General features: G+C 45.3%; 16 protein-coding genes, 1 pseudogene and 1 riboswitch. Of the genes and pseudogenes, 8 read left to right on the top strand and 9 right to left on the bottom strand.

The annotated features are described in order from the left end of the window. Nucleotides 1-13: 13 nt before the first annotated feature. On the bottom strand, nt 14-823 hold the full coding sequence (locus MHN09_RS21590; protein WP_231506568.1) for a TlpA disulfide reductase family protein: 810 nt from the start codon (nt 821-823) through the stop codon (nt 14-16). A 108-nt stretch (nt 824-931) separates the two neighbouring features. On the opposite strand from MHN09_RS21590, the gene MHN09_RS17615 reads away from it, so the two are divergent. Beyond that, on the top strand, nt 932-1,597 hold the full coding sequence (locus MHN09_RS17615) for a response regulator transcription factor (RefSeq protein WP_014977339.1): 666 nt from the start codon (nt 932-934) through the stop codon (nt 1,595-1,597). Between the two features lie 5 nt (nt 1,598-1,602). Next, nucleotides 1,603-2,922 carry a histidine kinase dimerization/phospho-acceptor domain-containing protein gene (locus tag MHN09_RS17610; protein ID WP_239241620.1) on the top strand — a complete coding sequence of 440 codons (1,320 nt, stop codon included), beginning with the start codon at nt 1,603-1,605 and terminating at the stop codon, nt 2,920-2,922. A gap of 105 nt (nt 2,923-3,027) precedes the next feature. Here MHN09_RS17610 and MHN09_RS17605 read toward each other — a convergent pair whose 3' ends face one another. The 3 genes from MHN09_RS17605 to MHN09_RS17595 form a co-directional block, all read right to left on the bottom strand. After that, nucleotides 3,028-4,200 (bottom strand): beta-ketoacyl synthase N-terminal-like domain-containing protein, encoded by a 1,173-nt coding sequence (locus tag MHN09_RS17605; RefSeq protein WP_014977341.1) that lies wholly within the window; start codon nt 4,198-4,200, stop codon nt 3,028-3,030. A gap of 127 nt (nt 4,201-4,327) precedes the next feature. Then, on the bottom strand, nt 4,328-4,660 hold the full coding sequence (locus MHN09_RS17600; protein WP_014977342.1) for a DUF1904 family protein: 333 nt from the start codon (nt 4,658-4,660) through the stop codon (nt 4,328-4,330). 157 nt (nt 4,661-4,817) lie between these two features. Next, nucleotides 4,818-5,234 carry a Dabb family protein gene (locus tag MHN09_RS17595; protein WP_014977343.1) on the bottom strand — a complete coding sequence of 139 codons (417 nt, stop codon included), beginning with the start codon at nt 5,232-5,234 and terminating at the stop codon, nt 4,818-4,820. Nucleotides 5,235-5,472: 238 nt separating this feature from the next. On the opposite strand from MHN09_RS17595, the gene MHN09_RS17590 reads away from it, so the two are divergent. From MHN09_RS17590 to MHN09_RS17580, 3 genes are all read left to right on the top strand, one after another. Beyond that, complete coding sequence (locus MHN09_RS17590) at nt 5,473-5,664, top strand: hypothetical protein (protein ID WP_014977344.1); 192 nt, start codon at nt 5,473-5,475, stop codon at nt 5,662-5,664. A 284-nt stretch (nt 5,665-5,948) separates the two neighbouring features. Next, a complete protein-coding gene (locus MHN09_RS17585) occupies nt 5,949-6,818 on the top strand; it encodes an MIP/aquaporin family protein (protein WP_049588165.1) in 870 nt (289 codons plus the stop codon). Nucleotides 6,819-6,999: 181 nt separating this feature from the next. Then, entirely contained in the window at nt 7,000-7,863 is an 864-nt protein-coding gene (locus MHN09_RS17580; protein ID WP_049588161.1) for a DMT family transporter, read from the top strand. Between the two features lie 18 nt (nt 7,864-7,881). Here MHN09_RS17580 and MHN09_RS17575 read toward each other — a convergent pair whose 3' ends face one another. Continuing rightward, nucleotides 7,882-8,325: a DUF6314 family protein gene (locus MHN09_RS17575; RefSeq protein WP_049588160.1), complete on the bottom strand. Its 444-nt coding sequence runs from the start codon at nt 8,323-8,325 to the stop codon at nt 7,882-7,884. Between the two features lie 10 nt (nt 8,326-8,335). Next, nucleotides 8,336-10,222 (bottom strand): TonB-dependent receptor, encoded by a 1,887-nt coding sequence (locus tag MHN09_RS17570; protein WP_239241619.1) that lies wholly within the window; start codon nt 10,220-10,222, stop codon nt 8,336-8,338. Nucleotides 10,223-10,544: 322 nt separating this feature from the next. Between MHN09_RS17570 and MHN09_RS17565 the strand changes: the two are divergent. Continuing rightward, a pseudogene (locus tag MHN09_RS17565) lies at nt 10,545-10,745 on the top strand (TonB-dependent receptor plug domain-containing protein); the annotation flags it as partial. Nucleotides 10,746-10,753: 8 nt separating this feature from the next. Here the strand turns inward: MHN09_RS17565 and MHN09_RS17560 are convergent. Then, nucleotides 10,754-11,311 carry a manganese efflux pump MntP family protein gene (locus MHN09_RS17560; protein ID WP_014950655.1) on the bottom strand — a complete coding sequence of 186 codons (558 nt, stop codon included), beginning with the start codon at nt 11,309-11,311 and terminating at the stop codon, nt 10,754-10,756. Between the two features lie 53 nt (nt 11,312-11,364). Further along, nucleotides 11,365-11,491: riboswitch (yybP-ykoY riboswitch) on the bottom strand. 351 nt (nt 11,492-11,842) lie between these two features. Between MHN09_RS17560 and MHN09_RS17555 the strand changes: the two genes are divergently transcribed. Together MHN09_RS17555 and MHN09_RS17550 are read left to right on the top strand one after the other, a co-directional pair. Further along, a complete protein-coding gene (locus tag MHN09_RS17555; protein ID WP_014950656.1) occupies nt 11,843-12,400 on the top strand; it encodes a DUF1439 domain-containing protein in 558 nt (185 codons plus the stop codon). Between the two features lie 113 nt (nt 12,401-12,513). Then, nucleotides 12,514-14,217: a protein adenylyltransferase SelO family protein gene (locus tag MHN09_RS17550; protein WP_239241618.1), complete on the top strand. Its 1,704-nt coding sequence runs from the start codon at nt 12,514-12,516 to the stop codon at nt 14,215-14,217. 26 nt (nt 14,218-14,243) lie between these two features. Here the strand turns inward: MHN09_RS17550 and MHN09_RS17545 are convergent, their stop codons facing one another. After that, nucleotides 14,244-15,449 carry a Xaa-Pro peptidase family protein gene (locus MHN09_RS17545; RefSeq protein ID WP_061487004.1) on the bottom strand — a complete coding sequence of 402 codons (1,206 nt, stop codon included), beginning with the start codon at nt 15,447-15,449 and terminating at the stop codon, nt 14,244-14,246. 197 nt (nt 15,450-15,646) lie between these two features. Then, entirely contained in the window at nt 15,647-16,765 is a 1,119-nt protein-coding gene (locus MHN09_RS17540; RefSeq protein ID WP_187447322.1) for an adenosylhomocysteinase, read from the bottom strand. Nucleotides 16,766-16,928: the final 163 nt, after the last annotated feature.

The following is a 16,928-nucleotide window of genomic DNA, read 5'->3' as shown; positions in this document are numbered from 1 at the left end:
TGAGGTACTTAATTTACTTGAGAAGAGGACGGAGGTAATGCTGAAGGCTAGCCTCAGACAGCTCCCCCATGTGGCGGTCAACTAACTCGCCTTTTGCATTGAAAAATAACGTAGTTGGCAGGCCATATGCGCCAAAGCTTTTTGAGATATTGCCTGCAAAATCAAAGTAAGTATTTTCAAGGTCAACACCTTGGCTCATTAAGAAGCGTTCTGCTTTCGTGGGCGCTTCGCTTTGATTGATAAAAATAAATTTTACGTCTGACTGCGTTTGTTGTGCCCGCGCTAAAACGGGCATTTCGCGGCGACACGGAGGGCACCATGAAGCCCAAAAGTTGATGACGACAGGTTTACCGATATTTAGCTCTAGTGATTGATACTCGCCACTTGAAGTCTGAGCATTGATATTTAGCGGACTAGGAGAGGTATTATATAAGGTTTGAATTACAACTAGTGGAAACAACGCAGCCGCGGTGATAGCCCCAGATTTAAGATAAAACGACATAAGCTGACGATGCTTTTTTGCTCTAACCAAAAGAACCGTTAGGCCCGCAAACCATCCAGAATAGCTATTGAAACCACCATCTCTAATATTGAGTACGGAAAGCCAGTCTTTTTGATAAATCTCCCACAAATCTATGACGAAGATTAAACGTGCCACAACTAGCCCTGCTGCGATAGACCAGAATATAGTGTCAGTAACTTCGTTCTTCTGCTTACTGGCTCTTGCCAAATAGCCGACAAGGCTCCAGAAAATAATTACACCCGCAATAATTAATGCGGTGCTGGTCATCATAGCGAAAGGGCCTAAATTGATCGTATTCACGTTAAATGCACTTAGTAAGTTTGAGCTGGTAAACTAATTACCAAAGATTAATTTAATATTAATGTTCACCCATTAGCTTCTACGCATCAAACCGCTTTGTGAAAAACTATGAATATTCTTCTCGTTGAAGACGACCTCGTTATTGCAGACGCAGTATGTGTTTACCTTCAAAGCAAACTCATGCAAGTCACCCACGCCGTCACGTTAAGTGAGGCTAAGCACTATGTATCAATCAACCAGTTTGACGTGTGCTTGTTAGATATCGCACTACCCGATGGAAGCGGACTGGAATTGTTATCGTTAGTCAGGAAGAAAAAGCTGCCAATGGCAATCATTCTTTTAACGGCAAGAGATGCCATTGAAGATAAGGTGACGGGGCTCAACAAAGGCGCAGATGACTACGTGACAAAGCCTTTTGACTTTGAAGAGTTAATTGCGAGAATTTACAGCGTAACGAGAAGACAAGATCAGCATTTACACGAGATATTGAAGTTTGAAGAGCTTACGTTTGATGCTAAAGCCAAACGCGTAGAAGTGCGCGGCGAACAGTTATCCTTATCTGCATGTGAACTGAAACTTCTGTATTTATTCTTATCAAACCCAGGCAGAATTTTAAGTGAAGCACAGCTTAAAGACTACTTATATGGCGTCAACGATGATGTGAATAGCAACGCCTTAAACGTGCATTTGTTTAATCTTAGAAAAAAAGTAGGTAAACATATCATTATCACGGAACGTGGTCTGGGCTACCGCCTCGCTCATCAGCAGGAATAAGAAACATGAGTCTTCGACTAAAGCTCATCGCAATTATTGCTCCTGTATTTTTTGTCTTGTGGCTAACAGCCAGTTATTTCTCTATTACCCAGCTGAAAAGCGAGATAAACCAAGCCATGGATAGCCGCCTTGCCTCCACAGCAAGAATGATGAATAACCTTATGCTGTCCGACCAAAATTCAGTGGGCAACTTGGGGCTTTCCCCAAACGGTACGTTCAACGATGCGGGCACCTTAAAAGGCCTTGCCTGTAAGATAAGCGCGTTAAATGGTGAAATTATTGCTAATAGCCACCCTCAAGAGCTAACACTACCTGATACGCTACCATCGGGACTTGATACCGTTATTGTTGAAAACATCGAGTGGCGGGTATTTTCTTTAAAAACAGAAAAGCACACCATTTCTATCGCTGAAAAGCTTTCTGAGCGACATGCAATATTTGTCCAGATGGTAATCGTCAGCGCCCTTCCAACACTCATTTCCCTCGTGGTTTCGCTGCTTGTGATCTGGTTTGCCTTAGGAAGAGAGTTGAGGCCGCTTCAGCGACTAAAAGACGCCATCACCAATCGCTCACCAAACGATTTAAATCCAATTCGGTTAAGGCATAACCTGCAAGAAATTACTCCCCTAATTGATAGCCAGAATCAGTTGTTCACCAAGCTTGAAAACGCTATTGAAAGGGAAAAAGCGTTTACCGATAACGCTGCTCATGAATTAAGAACACCTTTGTCGGGCATTATTAGTCAACTACAGGTAGCAAAAGTCACGCAAGGAGAAACGCAACAGCGTGCCATTGAGAAGAGTTTATTTAGTGCACGTCGCTTGCAAAGCTTATTAGAAAACTTGCTGTTGCTGGCAAGAGTAGACAAAGCGCCAATTGAGCAGCATGTGCAACCGTGGGAACTGTCTAAAGAACTTAGCAACCTGCTGACAGAGTTAGGCTGTGAAAACAACGACATTCAGGTTCATACCAATGTTTCAAAACGACTATCACACATCCCCGTATTCGCATTCACTATTGTCATGAAAAATCTAATAGATAACGCCCGTCAACATGGTGTTAAAGGAATGCCGATTTCAATAGTCATTGAAGAAGACGACAACGAGTTTGTTATTCGCGTTTCCAATCATGCAACGCTTAATACTGAAACGCTAGCGTACATGACAAGACGATTTTGGCGTGAAAGTCATTCACAAGGAAACGGGCTTGGATTAGCGATTGTGAACGCACTGGTAGAAGCGCTGAATGGAACATTTAACGTCAATTACGAAGGTGACCAGCTACACGTAATGATCACCTTCCCAACTTCGCCAAATACCGAGTAAGGCACACCGAATCTGTGATTGAGCGAAAGCTTCTTTTTAGCTCAACGAGCCCGTCTAGCCCAAACACGGTTCGGCTACATTTTGCTGCTGGGCATGTATTGTAAGCTAGTCGGCGCCAAGGATAGTCACTACCGCCGCGCCCCCCAGACCTATGTTATGCGCCAGAGCAAGCTTTGCATTTTCTACCTGTCTCTGCCCTGCTCTGTTAGTTAAATGCCACGATAGTTCAACACACTGCGCTATACCCGTCGCCCCGATGGGATGGCCTTTTGACATCAAACCACCTGACGGTCCAACAACGTATTTACCACCATAGGTATTGTCTCGGTCAATGACGAGCTTTTCAGCTTCACCTTCAAGGCACAACCCAAGTGCTTCATAAGTGATAATCTCATTCGTTGTGAAGCAATCGTGCAGCTCTATTACATCTATATCGTTTGGAGAGACCGCTGCAGCCTCGTATGCCTTGTGAGATGCTATTTTTGTCATCTCACTCCCCACCGCTGAAATGGGGTCACGCCAAGAATCAATAGTGTCCGTAGCCATTCCTTGTCCAAGAATAGACACCGCATTTGTTATGCCGTGTTTCTTGGTAAATGTTTCACTACACAACACAACTGCTGCAGCGCCACAGGTAGGTGGACAAGCCATTGTTCGCGTTAAATAGCTATCGAAAATCACCTTGTCTGTTAGCACTTCTTGCACGCTAAGTGGAGAAGTAAACAAAGAAAAAGGGTTGTTGATAGCGTGCTGTCGAGACTTAACCGAAACTTCAGCAAAAAGGTTTGGGCTTACACCGAATTTTTCCATGTAGTGCTTGCCAGCTGAACCGAACGCTCTCAACGCGATAGGAGCTGGAGGCACATCAAACTCATCATAAACAGGCGTGAAACGGTCAAACGGACTTTCTCTGTCCTGCCAATGACTGCCCAAAGCTCCCGGCTGCATCTCCTCAAAACCAAAAGCTACAGCGCAGTCGACCTCTCCGGAAAGAATTGCTTGTCGGGCAAGATAAATAGCACTGGCTCCACTTGCACAATTATTATTTACATTGACAACTGGCACGCCAAGCTGTGCCACGTCGTAAAAAGCGTGTTGGCCACAGGTGCTGTCACCATAGATATAAGATGCGAAAACTTGCTGAATATGCTTTTTATCAATATCTGCATCTTTAAGGGCTGATTCCACGGCATTCGAAGCCATAATGCGATAGGGTAACTGGCTACCTGGCTTAACAAACTTCGTCATGCCGGCACCTATAATTTTAACGTTGTTCATGTCTGTCTCTGTCAATATTTGTCTCGGGCGACACTGATAATAAGACTTGAACAATTTAAAGCGTATTATTTCGTTCAACCTGCTACCAGAGGCCTTTGCTCAACACGTTAAGTATTGAGCACACGCCCTAAAAGTGCTCGCGATTCTCGTAATAATCTTTGCCGTTTAGGTCTTCAAAAAGTACGGTAATGTCCGTATGTTTTCCTACGAACGGACGAAGCGCTTCATCGATAAGGTTAGCTACCGCAGTTTTGGAATCTTGCCCGCGATCAAACCACAACACTTCTATGAAAGGATAGCCTGATGAGGCTCCACCAGCCGCAACAAACTGACTCGCAATATGCTCTACCGTGAAGTGATCGTTGGGGGTATCAGTGAGCTTCGCAAACTGCTCAACAATATCCACTGCGACTTTCTCTAATACAGTTTGCTGAATACCTCTTGCGCGTATATGTGGCATTTTCTTGGTCCTTCTTAAAGCGCTCAAATTGTTGTTTATCATGTCTTTACTGACATCATATCACGCATTTTAAATCGCGAAACTAAGGGCTTGTTTCAGCACGCTTAAAGACTCCGTATAACATCGACAGATATATTATTTTGGGAATTACGGATAGTTAAACCGATATGGAATCGCGTACCACTACCTCGCGCCATAAGTGAGCGCAGTCTTCTATGAATTTTTTATGGATAGGATGAAGCTGATACTCATCTTGTGCTTCAACGCTTTCAAAAAACATAAGCTCAGAGACGTCAAAGGAATTATCGATAACATCCCGCTTGAGTGTATTCGCAGGCACGCCAATGTGGAGCGAGTGAACCTGTGGAATGGCGCGCAACGATTGTAAACCGTCAATAAGCTTTTGCTTATCTTCTGTCGACGCTGGGTCTTTTAGCCAGAAGTAAACCATGTGAAGGATAGGTGGTAACTCAGCGCTAGCACGGGGGTTTGCCTGTGCAGAAGCCGGCAATGCAGATAGTGAAGCTAGCGCTCCTGCGGTTGCTAAAAATTGTCTTCTTTTTGTATCTGTCATTGCCTTCATCCTTTTTTTATAACGGGTAAAAAAACTGAATTTCTACAATGACACTGGACGCGCATTGAAGCAATAAGAATCCGTTGATGAGTCATCTGTCACCTAACATTGCGCAGCGACATAAATTGCCATCTATTAACAAGGTTTTTGAACGCAATAATTCGCATCTTGGCAAGCAACTTGAAAGACATTTAAAAGAAACGAAATTTAAACACGTAAACAACGAGATTTTGACGCTATGCGCTTACCTACTAAACAGCTTATTAATAAGATCGAGCACTTATCTAACGGCCTAACGCCAGAACAACTGTCGAGTTTCCTAGATATTATTGATGCCATGACGGCATTAGTTGAAGAGGCGGGTGAGTTAAAAGGTGATTGCGACGCCAAAAGCAACAATGGTAATTCGGAGATATCTATACTCCACTAAGAAGTGTATTTATACGCCCCTACCTTTACGCAATAACATATACAAAAAGCCACTAATATTCGATTTTGATCATTTGCAGTTCGTTTATGTTCGTTTTATGATGATTTTCTCTTAATTGTACATTGGAAGCAGTTTAGAAAAACGACTTACGACAAATGAGTTATTTAGCGTAATGATATAATCGCGCTCATTAGAAGCGGTATTCGCCTACATTTGCTAGCACGTAACTTTGTCCTCTTTTTTCTACTCATGCACTGTACGGGTTATAATAAAAAGGAAATCATATGTTACCTCTCTCGGAACCAACACTTGTCCGGCAGTGTATTGCTGAATTTGTAGGCACAGGCATTCTAATATTCTTCGGCGTTGGCGCAGTGGCAGCATTGGTATTAACAGGTGCTTCCTTCGGCCAGTGGGAAATGAGTATTCTTTGGGGCGTGGGCGTGTCCATTGCCATCTATTGTACTGCTGGCGTTTCGGGTGCCCACATCAACCCCGCGGTGACCATAGCACTCGCAATGTTCCACGGTTTTGAAAAACACAAAGTCGCGCCCTACATAGCGTCCCAGTTTTTGGGAGCATTTTGTTCTGCAGCTCTTATCTACAGCCTATATTATCAACTTTTTGTTGACTATGAACTTGCGCACAACCTATCAAGAGAAAGCATAGGGGCACTCGCTACTGCGGGCATTTTCGCAACGTATCCTCACGAAGCACTTTCATTCTGGGGTGCCTTCAGTGTTGAATTCGTTATCACAGCAGTTTTAATGTTCGCAATATTGGCGTTAGGGGACGAAAAAAACGGCGCTCCGCGAGGAGCTATGAATCCACTCCTCGTGGGTCTTCTAATCGCCGTTATCGGCGCTTCTTTAGGGCCATTGACCGGATTTGCTATGAATCCCGCAAGGGATTTTGGACCGCGACTCTTTACCTATTTCGCAGGATGGGAGTATTCACTTTCCGGTGCAAAGGATATCCCGTACTTCATTATTCCTATTTTTGCACCAATATTTGGCGCTTGCTTTGGTGCGTGGCTGTATCCAACATTAATAGGCCATTCTCTTTCTCAAGAAAGTCATGGCTGCACTATTCCTAACGATTGCGAAGCTCCCGTGATAAGAAATACGTCTGAAACACGTATTGAGAGGGGCTAGGTTTATGTTAACAGGGTGAAGGTATGGCAGAAGAAAAGGTAATGAGAACACCGTTGGAATAATAAACTCCGGGCATCCTTCTATTCACTAAAATTATCGGCAATGAAGAAGCTAACTGTTGATATAAAAGCGGCGATAACCTATTTTACGGCGCGGTTAATCTTTCAAAGAAGTGCAGCGTGTGATTTATTTAATAGCCGTTACTGTCCTATGGGCATTTTCCTTTTCGCTCATAGGCGAGTTCTTGGCAGGTTCGGTCGATAGTTATTTTGCAGTGTTAACACGGATCGTGCTCGCCACCGTAGTTTTCCTTCCTTTTCTAAAGCCGGCTCTATTGAGCACTAAACTAAAAGCGATTCTGGCAAGCTTAGGCGCTGTGCAGTTAGGGTTGATGTACATCTTCTTTTACCACGCGTTTTTGTTTTTAACTGTACCAGAAGTGCTACTTTTCACCATATTCACGCCGCTTTATGTAGCCATTTTAAATGACGCCCTGTTTAAGCGGTTTACCCCGTTTTATTTATTGTGTGCACTTATCGCCACCGCAGGTGCAGCAATAATTCGCTTCAATGGTGTTAGTGAAAATTTCTGGTTTGGTTTTGCTATTGTTCAAGGTGCTAACCTTTGTTTTGCTTTGGGACAAGTGGGTTATAAAAAGCTGACTTCAACGTTTGAAACCCAAATGCCCTATCACAACGTATTCGCGTGGTTTTATTTAGGTGCATTGGCCGTTGCTCTACCTGCGTTCTCCCTATTCGGCAACACGAGTCAGCTGCCACAAAACCCTGAACAATGGGGCGTGTTGCTATGGTTGGGTATTGTGGCGTCAGGGCTTGGGTATTATTTTTGGAATCAAGGTGCACTAAAAGTGTCTGGTGGTACGTTAGCCATTATGAATAACGCGCTTATTCCAGCAGGTCTTGTGGTTAATTTACTGCTTTGGCAAAAAGACACAGACTTCTCTCGGTTGTTTCTTGGCGGCGCCATCATCGCTTTAGCGCTTTGGATGTCTCATCAATACTCCAAAAAACAGGAACGCCCCTAAGCCTTAAGAGAGCGTCCACTACGCAGGGCTATACTTACTTATCATGGTGTAGTCTTTGCGAGGTCCAATGACCTTCCATGTTGAGCGCCATACAGGCCACGTACTGAAGTCATAACGCACCACATAGTTATCGTCACCACATAAGTGCTCAGCGTTTGGGTTAGTAGCGCTAAATGAGTGAAAATAGCGCTTATCGTCGAATAACACCTCAAATAAACCCGTTTGAAGCTGCTGCCAGAAATAGCGACGCTCGGCAGGCATTACGTGGCCGTTTGGCGCAGTAACCTCACCATTTTCAAAATACGCTAACGCGCGACTTTCTTCGTGCTCACTGCCTTCCAGCCAGCTAAATTCAGCCTCGCCCATAAAGGCGAACACATCGCCATTTCGCTGGATGATTTTGCGCGTCAGCGTCCAACGTCCAGCAAAATCGTCCAAGGTATGAGGAGAATTAGCTATCATTGCGCCGTCCTTACCAAAAATAGGTTACGGTGGCAGAATATTGATCGCCACGGCCCGGTGTCCCGGGGATTTCTTCAAAGCGTTCATCCCACAAATTATCGACTGCCAACACCAGATTTAACCCTTCAATCTGCGCCGGTGAATACGTGAGGGCGACATGAGAAAAGAATGCAGAGTCACTCCCTTTTCTAAGGGCATTGTTTTCTTGTTTTCTCCATTCATTATCCACGCGAATTTCAATCGTATCAGTTGCAAACCACACTACCCCTAGGGTTGCGCGATGCGGCGGATAGTTAAGCGCGTAAAAGCTCGCGTCTACCTCGTCAATTCGGTAGTCTTCAGACTTATCTAAATAGGTATAGCTGGCAACTACATCTGCGCTATCAAAGCGTTTAATGGCAATTACCTCAACACCCAGGGTTTCGATATCAACGGGGTTTGCACTGCGTGCTGAAGTAGCGTCGAAGCTATATGTCCAATCTGTCAGCTCGTTATCCCAGCGATAGAATACAGCGGTATCAACTTTGAAAGACGTTTTATCAAATGACGCCCCAAACTCTAAGTTTTTGCTGACTTCTCGCTGTAACTGGTTGTTACTTCTAAACAGACCCCTTGTGGTGCTGCCGCCTACAGCAGTGTAGCCAGCCACCTGCGTCGCCTCTGCATACGAAAGATAGAGTGTACGCGAGGCATTGCCCCCTGTTTGGGTAAGCCAACTAATATCGCCCACAAAAGACAGTCGGTCGTCGTCGCGATTTGTATCGTCAAACGCCGCACCTAAACGAACGGTAAGCGATTCATTGCTGTTCAACTGAGTTCGATACTCGGGCACTAGGCTTATTTTGTAGTAGTCGCGAGAGGTGAAATTGTTCTCTAGCGTGGTTGATGTGATGTCGTCTGCAGTAAACTGTGCTGCGTAGTTGATACCAAATTCTTGCGATACATGATGAGTACCGGAAAACGCCAATGACTTCACTTTGGTTTCGTGAAACGCCTGAAACGCTTCAGGATTTTCACGTGAGTATACGTAATGGTCGTCATTTTCTCTGTAGTAAGCAGAAACTTCAAAGGTGTTTTTCATGCTCTCTTCGCCGTAGCGCTGTTTGTGATTTAGCATGACCAAACGGGTTTGAATGTCTTCTGTCTCGTTTACATTAAAAGGCGTGTACAAGTTAGGCCAGCCAAAAAACTTTTGCTGAAAGCCATAAAACACGTCGGTTTGTGAGTCTTTACTTGCCAGCTGAATACGCCCTGACGCGCGTTCGAAATTATGATCGCCATTAGCAATAGAGCCATCACTTTCCGAGCGAGAATACTCCCCTTCAACCCCAACAGACCAACCGGGTAAATCACTAAGTGCGTACTTTACTGCACCGTGTACACGCTGCAAATTGAAGTTGTTATTACCTACTCCCACTGACACACTGCCTGCTGTTTGGATGGGACGCCAGCCATAAGACACCGTACCTACAGAGCTATTTACGCCGTAAAGCGCATTATCGACGCCCGTGAAAATACTCGGCTTCGTCAACATTTCTGGCGCAATAGGAATCTCGGCGAAATAGTGCCCCGTTTGCGGGTCGATCAGCGTTGCGCTTCCTATGCGAAAACCCGTGTTTTCGAATATACCGCCGCGAATAGTCACGTCAGCCTGCGCTTCTGCCATGTTCCTTGATTGCAAATCGACTCGCGGATCGTACTCTAAGTTAGATATAGGTGAATTAAACGTCCCTACCGGCTTGTTGTTCGCCGTCGCCGCCCCTTCAATCGTAATTTTTTCTACGCCTTTTTCGTTGCTGTCCACGCCAGAGTTAGCGTTTGATGAATCAACACTTTCAGCGGCCATGGCGGCAAAAGGTAAAGTACAAAAGAGCAAAGATAGGGTTGTGTGACGCATTCAGTGTCCTAGTTAAAAATTTAGGTTCAGCCTGCAGGCAAGAGTAATAAAAACGCGAAGTGTATAGCATTAGTAGACCGAGGAAAACGCTGCGCAGGTGAGTTTAGACCAGTAAGTTTATTTTTACTCACAGCTCTGCACATTTCCATTTATCAATATAAACAGCCTGTATGTATCTGTAGCAGCCCGCAATAATCATCAATCTCACCTTATTGTTTGCTTACCTTCCTTGCTAAAAGAAACGAGATAACATAACGTTCATGACCTCTGCAAAACCTGCCAAAGACACGTAATACCTTGCTTATGCTTGATCTTAAAAGAAGGGATCTCGCGCTTCATCGATGCACTAGATTTTGCGCCCACCATTGTTAGACAAAACAACTCTGGCGGCATGTTCGATAGCTTTGCGATCCGAGGTTTTTCTGGCGATGAAAATAACCCATCGGGTTATCTAATAAACGGTTTCAACGTGCGTGGCTATAGCGGTAATAGAAGCACGGTTAACGTTCAAACCACAAAGATCAACACGCTCTAGAGTGTGTGACTCACAAAGATCCAAGTACCAACCGAAACAAGCACAATGCCACCAAATGTCTCTGCTCGCTTACCTATCAATGTTCCCATAACACTGCCCAACATAATGCCAATAGTTACCATAGAAAAAGTGGCTATCCCAATTAACGTCGCAGCAATAGCAATGTTCACGTCAATTAGCGCGAGACTTGCACCCACTGCCATTGCGTCGATGCTTGTGCCTAACGCAGTAATACACAACAAAATAAAGGATTGTTTTTGAGACGTCGACTCTTCTTCGGCGGGTTTCAGGCTCTCGAGTACCATATGAATACCTAAACCAGAAAGAATGATTAGCGCAATCCAATGATCCCATGCTTCAACGTATGAAGACGCCGCGCGACCAATGAACCAGCCTATAAATGGGGTTGTTGCCTCTATGAGTCCGAACAAAAGGCCAATTTTGAGAGCAAAACTTAGACGAGGGCGATTGATTTTGACACCTTTGCCTATCGCTGCGGCAAACGCATCTGTTGACATAGCAAAGGCTAGCAAGATAAGAGCGAAGATACTCATAGTTTTAGAACTCCGGTCAGGCTAATTGAGTCCACGACAAATCCGCACGCCTGACCTTTAAGCGTGGACTTATCGATGGTCTCGCCAACCAAGAGGTGTTTGTACCATGGTAATGTGACCAATTATGTTGATACAAACTTTTCCATTCGAAACGGAAACAGGCTACTCCCCAACCGAGGGGCCTACGGTAATACAGCCGCTATAAACTAATCAAGTTGATTGCGACAAACTGCCCAACTTGAGATATAAATGACGGCATGTTCACGCTCTTTCGATTGCACATATTCCACCAGTAGTCATACTACTCAACTTTATTAAGTTGTCGGCAAGAAAGTATTTTTTCAGCGTTACGCTTCGCACCTCTCTCCTACTCATGGACTCCCTGAATAAGCCGTTGTCTTAGCGAGTCAACGATTTCATTGTTCATCCCTTTCCTCAGCCCGTACAATAGAGACACTTCGTTGTTGCAGCGCCAGTGTTTCTGGCTCGCACGGTGTAATTCGACAACTCATTGCTAAAAGAGACTTTTTTATGAGAATTCTACTTTCCATTGCCTTCGCTACCATTCTTGCAGGCTGCGCTACTCTCTCTCAACTGGCGGTTTACACTGTATCTAATGCCGAGTTAGAACAAGTGCTTGATAGCCAAGTGAGTAAGCTGCAAAAGCAAACGTCACTTGCTGGTATTCCTCTTTATTTAGACGTGGAAGATATGACAGCAACCATAGGCCCAGATGGCAGAGACGTGGTTCAGCTAGGCGCTATTGCCACGGCGCGTATTAGTGCATTTGGGTTGAACTACCCTGCAAAAGTAAGTCTAGCTTTGGAAGGCACCCCTTATTACGACAGTGAAGAAAAAGCGATTTTTGTGCGCTCATTGTCTCTACTTGATAGCACAATTGATGCTGGCGGCTTTAAGGGTAATTTAGCCCCTGTAAGTGGCGAATTCATGCAGCTCATCAACGGCTATCTAGCCACTAACCCCGTTTATCGCTTAGACCCTGCGAACAAAGCAGTAAGCATGCTTTCAACGGTACCTTTACAGCTAACTGTAGAGCAAGGGCAGCTTGCACTTCGACCTAAACAATAATCATTGAAAAAACGTATGAAGTGTCGAGATTGTTAATGGTTAAAGGTGCAAAAGTAACCTGAGCCTCGATGCTCGCAAACAGATTTTCCCATTCAGTGAAATAGGCAGGCATAGTGACAGAACGTATCAAAACACTAGATGAATTCGCAAAGCACGTAGATTACTCTTTGCTGCATACCCTTACCCCAGACCCGCAGTCGACGTGCGATGGTGACGACCATGACCCGCGCCAAGTGTTCTCAGGTCACTATGTGCCAGTTACTCCGACCCCATTAACTGCACCGACGTACGTTGCTCATAGCGAAACGCTGTTTGCCGAATTAGGCTTAGACGATAGCTTGGCAACATCTAAAGATTTCACCCAGCTGTTCTCAGGCGACATGTCGGATGTACCTGCTCCAATGAAGCCCTTCGGCTGGGCAACCGGCTACGCACTTTCTATTTACGGTACGGAGTACACACAGCAGTGCCCGTTTAGAACAGGTAACGGCTACGGCGACGGCAGAGCAATTTCTATCGTTGAAGCAGTATTAAACGGCAAGCGTTGGGAAATGCAGTTAAAAGGTGCGGGTCGCACGCCTTATTGTCGCGGCGCAGACGGGCGCGCCGTATTGCGCTCAAGCGTGCGCGAATTTTTAGTGCAAGAACACATGCATGCGCTTGGCATTCCGACCTCACGTTCGCTGAGCTTGTTTATGTCTGAATCAAACACGGTAGACAGGCCGTGGTATCGCGAAGGGTCTCATTCCTATGAACCTGAAGTGATGGTAGAAAATATAACGGCTATTTCTACCCGCGTGGCGCCCTCCTTTTTGCGCGTAGGCCAAATAGAGCTTTTTGCTAGGCGAGCTCGCTGTAACGAACACAGCGAAGCGTTAAACGAACTAGAAGCCATTGTTAAGCACCTTATTGAGCGAGAGTACTCAAGTGAAATTGACACAACCACGTTGTTTGAAGAGCAATTGGTAACGCTGGCTGCACTATTTCGAGACCGGCTAACGCGTCTTGTTTCTGGTTGGGTTCGCGTCGGTTATTGCCAGGGCAATTTTAATAGCGATAACTGCGCCGCAGGAGGCTTTACGCTGGATTATGGACCATTCGGCTTTTGTGAATTTTTTGAAGCAGACTACCAACCTTGGACAGGCGGCGGTCGTCACTTCTCGTTTTTAAACCAGCCCATTGCTGCGCAAAAGAACTTTGATATGTTCTGTCGCTCACTGATGCCGCTACTTGAAGGCAACAGTGAACAGCTCTCTAAGCTTAACGAGATCAACGACGGTTTTTCTGGCGTGATGGAACGCGCCATGGAGAGTATGTGGACAACAAAGCTTGGCATTGCCAGCTACAACCACGACTTGCTGATTAAGCTGCTGCAATTAATGCTGCGCACAGGCGTGGACTACAATCTGTTTTTCCGAGAGCTATCGTCAATGCCTGAAGATATGGCGAGCTTGACGAAAAGCTTTTACTACCCGCCTAAAGCAGAGGTCATGACAGAATGGGAAGCATGGCTACAAACGTGGCGTGAGCGCATTGAAAAGGACGCCGAAACACAAGGTGATGTTACAAACGCTATTGCTGCTACCGCAGAGCATATGCGCAAAGCGAACCCTAAATTCACATGGCGCGAATGGTTAATTGTGCCTGCCTATAAAGCCGCAGAGAAAGGTGACTTTACGCCAATTCACGAACTTCAGAAGATACTTACTGCGCCTTATGATGAGCAATCAAAAGAGGTAGAGAATAAGTACTACCAGCTGCGCCCACTTGAATTTTTCAGTGCGGGCGGGGTCGCTCACTACAGCTGCTCTTCGTAACAAAGAGCAGCTTCATTTTAGTTTACTTACAAAGAGTCAATCGATTCGCTAGGCTCAGTAAACCACACCGGGCCATCTTCGGTCATATAAAAGTGATCTTCTAAGCGAATACCGAACTCGTTTGGTACTACGATCATAGGTTCGTTACTAAAACACATACCAGATGCTAGCGGGTGAGGATTGTCTTTCACCAAATAAGGCCATTCGTGAATATCCATGCCTATGCCGTGCCCGGTTCGATGAGGCAAACCTGGTAAGTTATAGTCTGGTCCTAAGCCATCTTTAGCTAAGCTGTCTCGCGCGGCTTTATCCACATCGCCACAGGAAACACCAACTTTTGCAGCGTTAAATGCGGCAAGCTGCGCGCGTTTTTCGCTTTCCCATAATGCTCTTTGCTTATCGGTTGGCTCACCAAAACAATAGGTTCTCGTGATATCAGAGAGATAGCCGTGCACCTTACAGCCAGTATCAATCAATACTAAGTCATTTTTCTTTAAAACTTGAGGGTCTTTAACGCCGTGGGGAAACGAGGTGGCTTTTCCAAAAAGTACAATGCAAAAATAGTTACCAGTGGCCCCCACTTTCTTATGTGCATCGTTAATAAATGCTTCAACTTCAGTAGTAGTAATACCTTCATAAAGCATACTGGCAGTCGCTTTATGCACAGCAAGTGTCATGTCCATAGCGCGTTGAATAAGCGCTAGTTCATTGTTAGATTTGTGCATGCGACAGTGTGCTGTTACCTCAGCACCATTAATAATTTGCCAAGATTGGCCAAGCATCTTATTCAAACCATCTACGATAAAAAACTGGGTCGACTCATCCACACCCAGCTTATCGCCTCCAGCGGTATTTAGTTTATCTAGCATAGCTATGACAAGCGCATATGGGCTCTCGTGCTCTTGCCAGCCAATTATGTTGCCTTCCACTAATTTGCGTTCGTTTAAAGAGTCGATCTCAAAGGTAGGAGCTAGATATACAACGTCACCCTTTGCAGGCAAAAGCGCACCGACTAAACGCTCACTGGCGTACCACTGCATACCTGTAAAATACGCTAAGTTAGTACCCGCGTTTAAGTAGAGCGCACCAATGCCATTTTCCTGCATATAATGCTGCGCCTTGGCAATTCGGGCTTTGTATTCAGAGAGTTCTATGGGGCGCAGATCGCCTGTCATGTTGGCAAGGCTATCTAAAGCCTGCTGTGGTGTTTTTGTACCTATTATTTTACCCATTTTTTTCGTCCCTACACTGGCGCAAGACTGATTGCCTGTTGGAATGGTCATCAGCCCGCCTTAAATATGAATTTATTAAAACGGGCTCACTGTACAACATTCAATAGAAATGTCGAGATAAGCAGAGATGGCTAGACCTTTTGTACAGCTTGTACAGCGTACCTAAAGATAAACACTCGCTTATGACTCGCTGTGCTTCACAGTGCACTTTTCCACGCAGCCTCTGGTAGCAAGTACAAGCCTTTTTCGCTTTTTGCGCCTTCATTCACGATATAGCCGATACCCGCCGCCATAACGGCCAAAGTTACGTCGAAGGCATTGATGCTGTCACCATAGCCCGCAGTTAAGTTAAACATAGAGCCATCGGCTAGAAGATACAGTGTTTTATCGCCCAGTTTATAGGCATTTACATAAGGCATTGGCTCACTGTGAGTAGCGTTGTTTTTAAGGTAAGGCACATCAATTTCTTGGGCTACATGGCCTACATTTAAAATAAATGTTCCGTCTTTCATGTTGTCTAGATGACTCGAATTCACCACGCCATACGCACCAGTTGCAGTGGCAATAACATCAGCCTGGCTAGCCGCTTCATTTAAATCAACCACTGGCCAGCCGTCGTACTTCGCTTGAAGCGCTCTTGCTGGATCAAGTTCTGCAACTTGAACTTGTGCCCCAAACGCTTTAGCCGAGGCAGCAACGCCCTGCCCTACCAGACCATAACCAATAACAACTACTACTTGTTCGTGCAGGGTTAGATGAGTGGTTTGGAAGAAGGTTTGCCATGCGCTTAAGCCCACCATGTGCCTGTTGTGAAGCCCTTCTTTTACCGGCAAATCATCCCAGTTAAATATTGGATAGTTTGGCGCCATACCATTTAAACGGTTAATGCCAGAGCCCGTTGCTTCTAAGCCCGATACAATGCTCGGTACTGGTTTATTTGCTTTTATATTTTCGTGAAGTCGAGTTGTCAGATCTGCGCCCATTTCACACAAATGGGTAGGCTGCCACGCCAGCGCTTTATCGAATGACTCAGACCAGTCAGCCTCGCTCATATCACGCCATGCATGGGCCGTTGCGCCTTTATCAACAAGGTAAGACACCACGTCATCTTGCACTGTAGTGGGGTTACACGTGGTAAGAAAAATGTCGCATCCTCGTGAAAGTAGCCCTTCAACCAAAGGCGCCATTTTCAAATCTAAATGCATGTTGCAAGCAAGTTTAACGTTCGACAGATCGGGAAGTGATGCAATGGCATTACGAGTGCGCGGCATATGAAGGCTAGCCCACGCCAACTCTGCTTGAAAATCTTGGTACATGAAAAGGATACTCTGAGAAAATGAAAAGCAGAATCATACGTGAGAATGCTGTATTTATAAATCAGCTAGGGCCTGTTGACCTTTGTTGTACATTTTTGCAGCGGTCTGTGTGCCATCTAGACAAGGCGAATGTTTGACGGTTTAGTGGTTCTAAATCGAGAAC

Source organism: Alteromonas sp. MmMcT2-5 (genome assembly GCF_022348315.1).
Taxonomy (GTDB): Bacteria; Pseudomonadota; Gammaproteobacteria; order Enterobacterales; family Alteromonadaceae; genus Alteromonas; species Alteromonas macleodii.
This window is presented reverse-complemented; position numbering and strand designations above follow the sequence as displayed.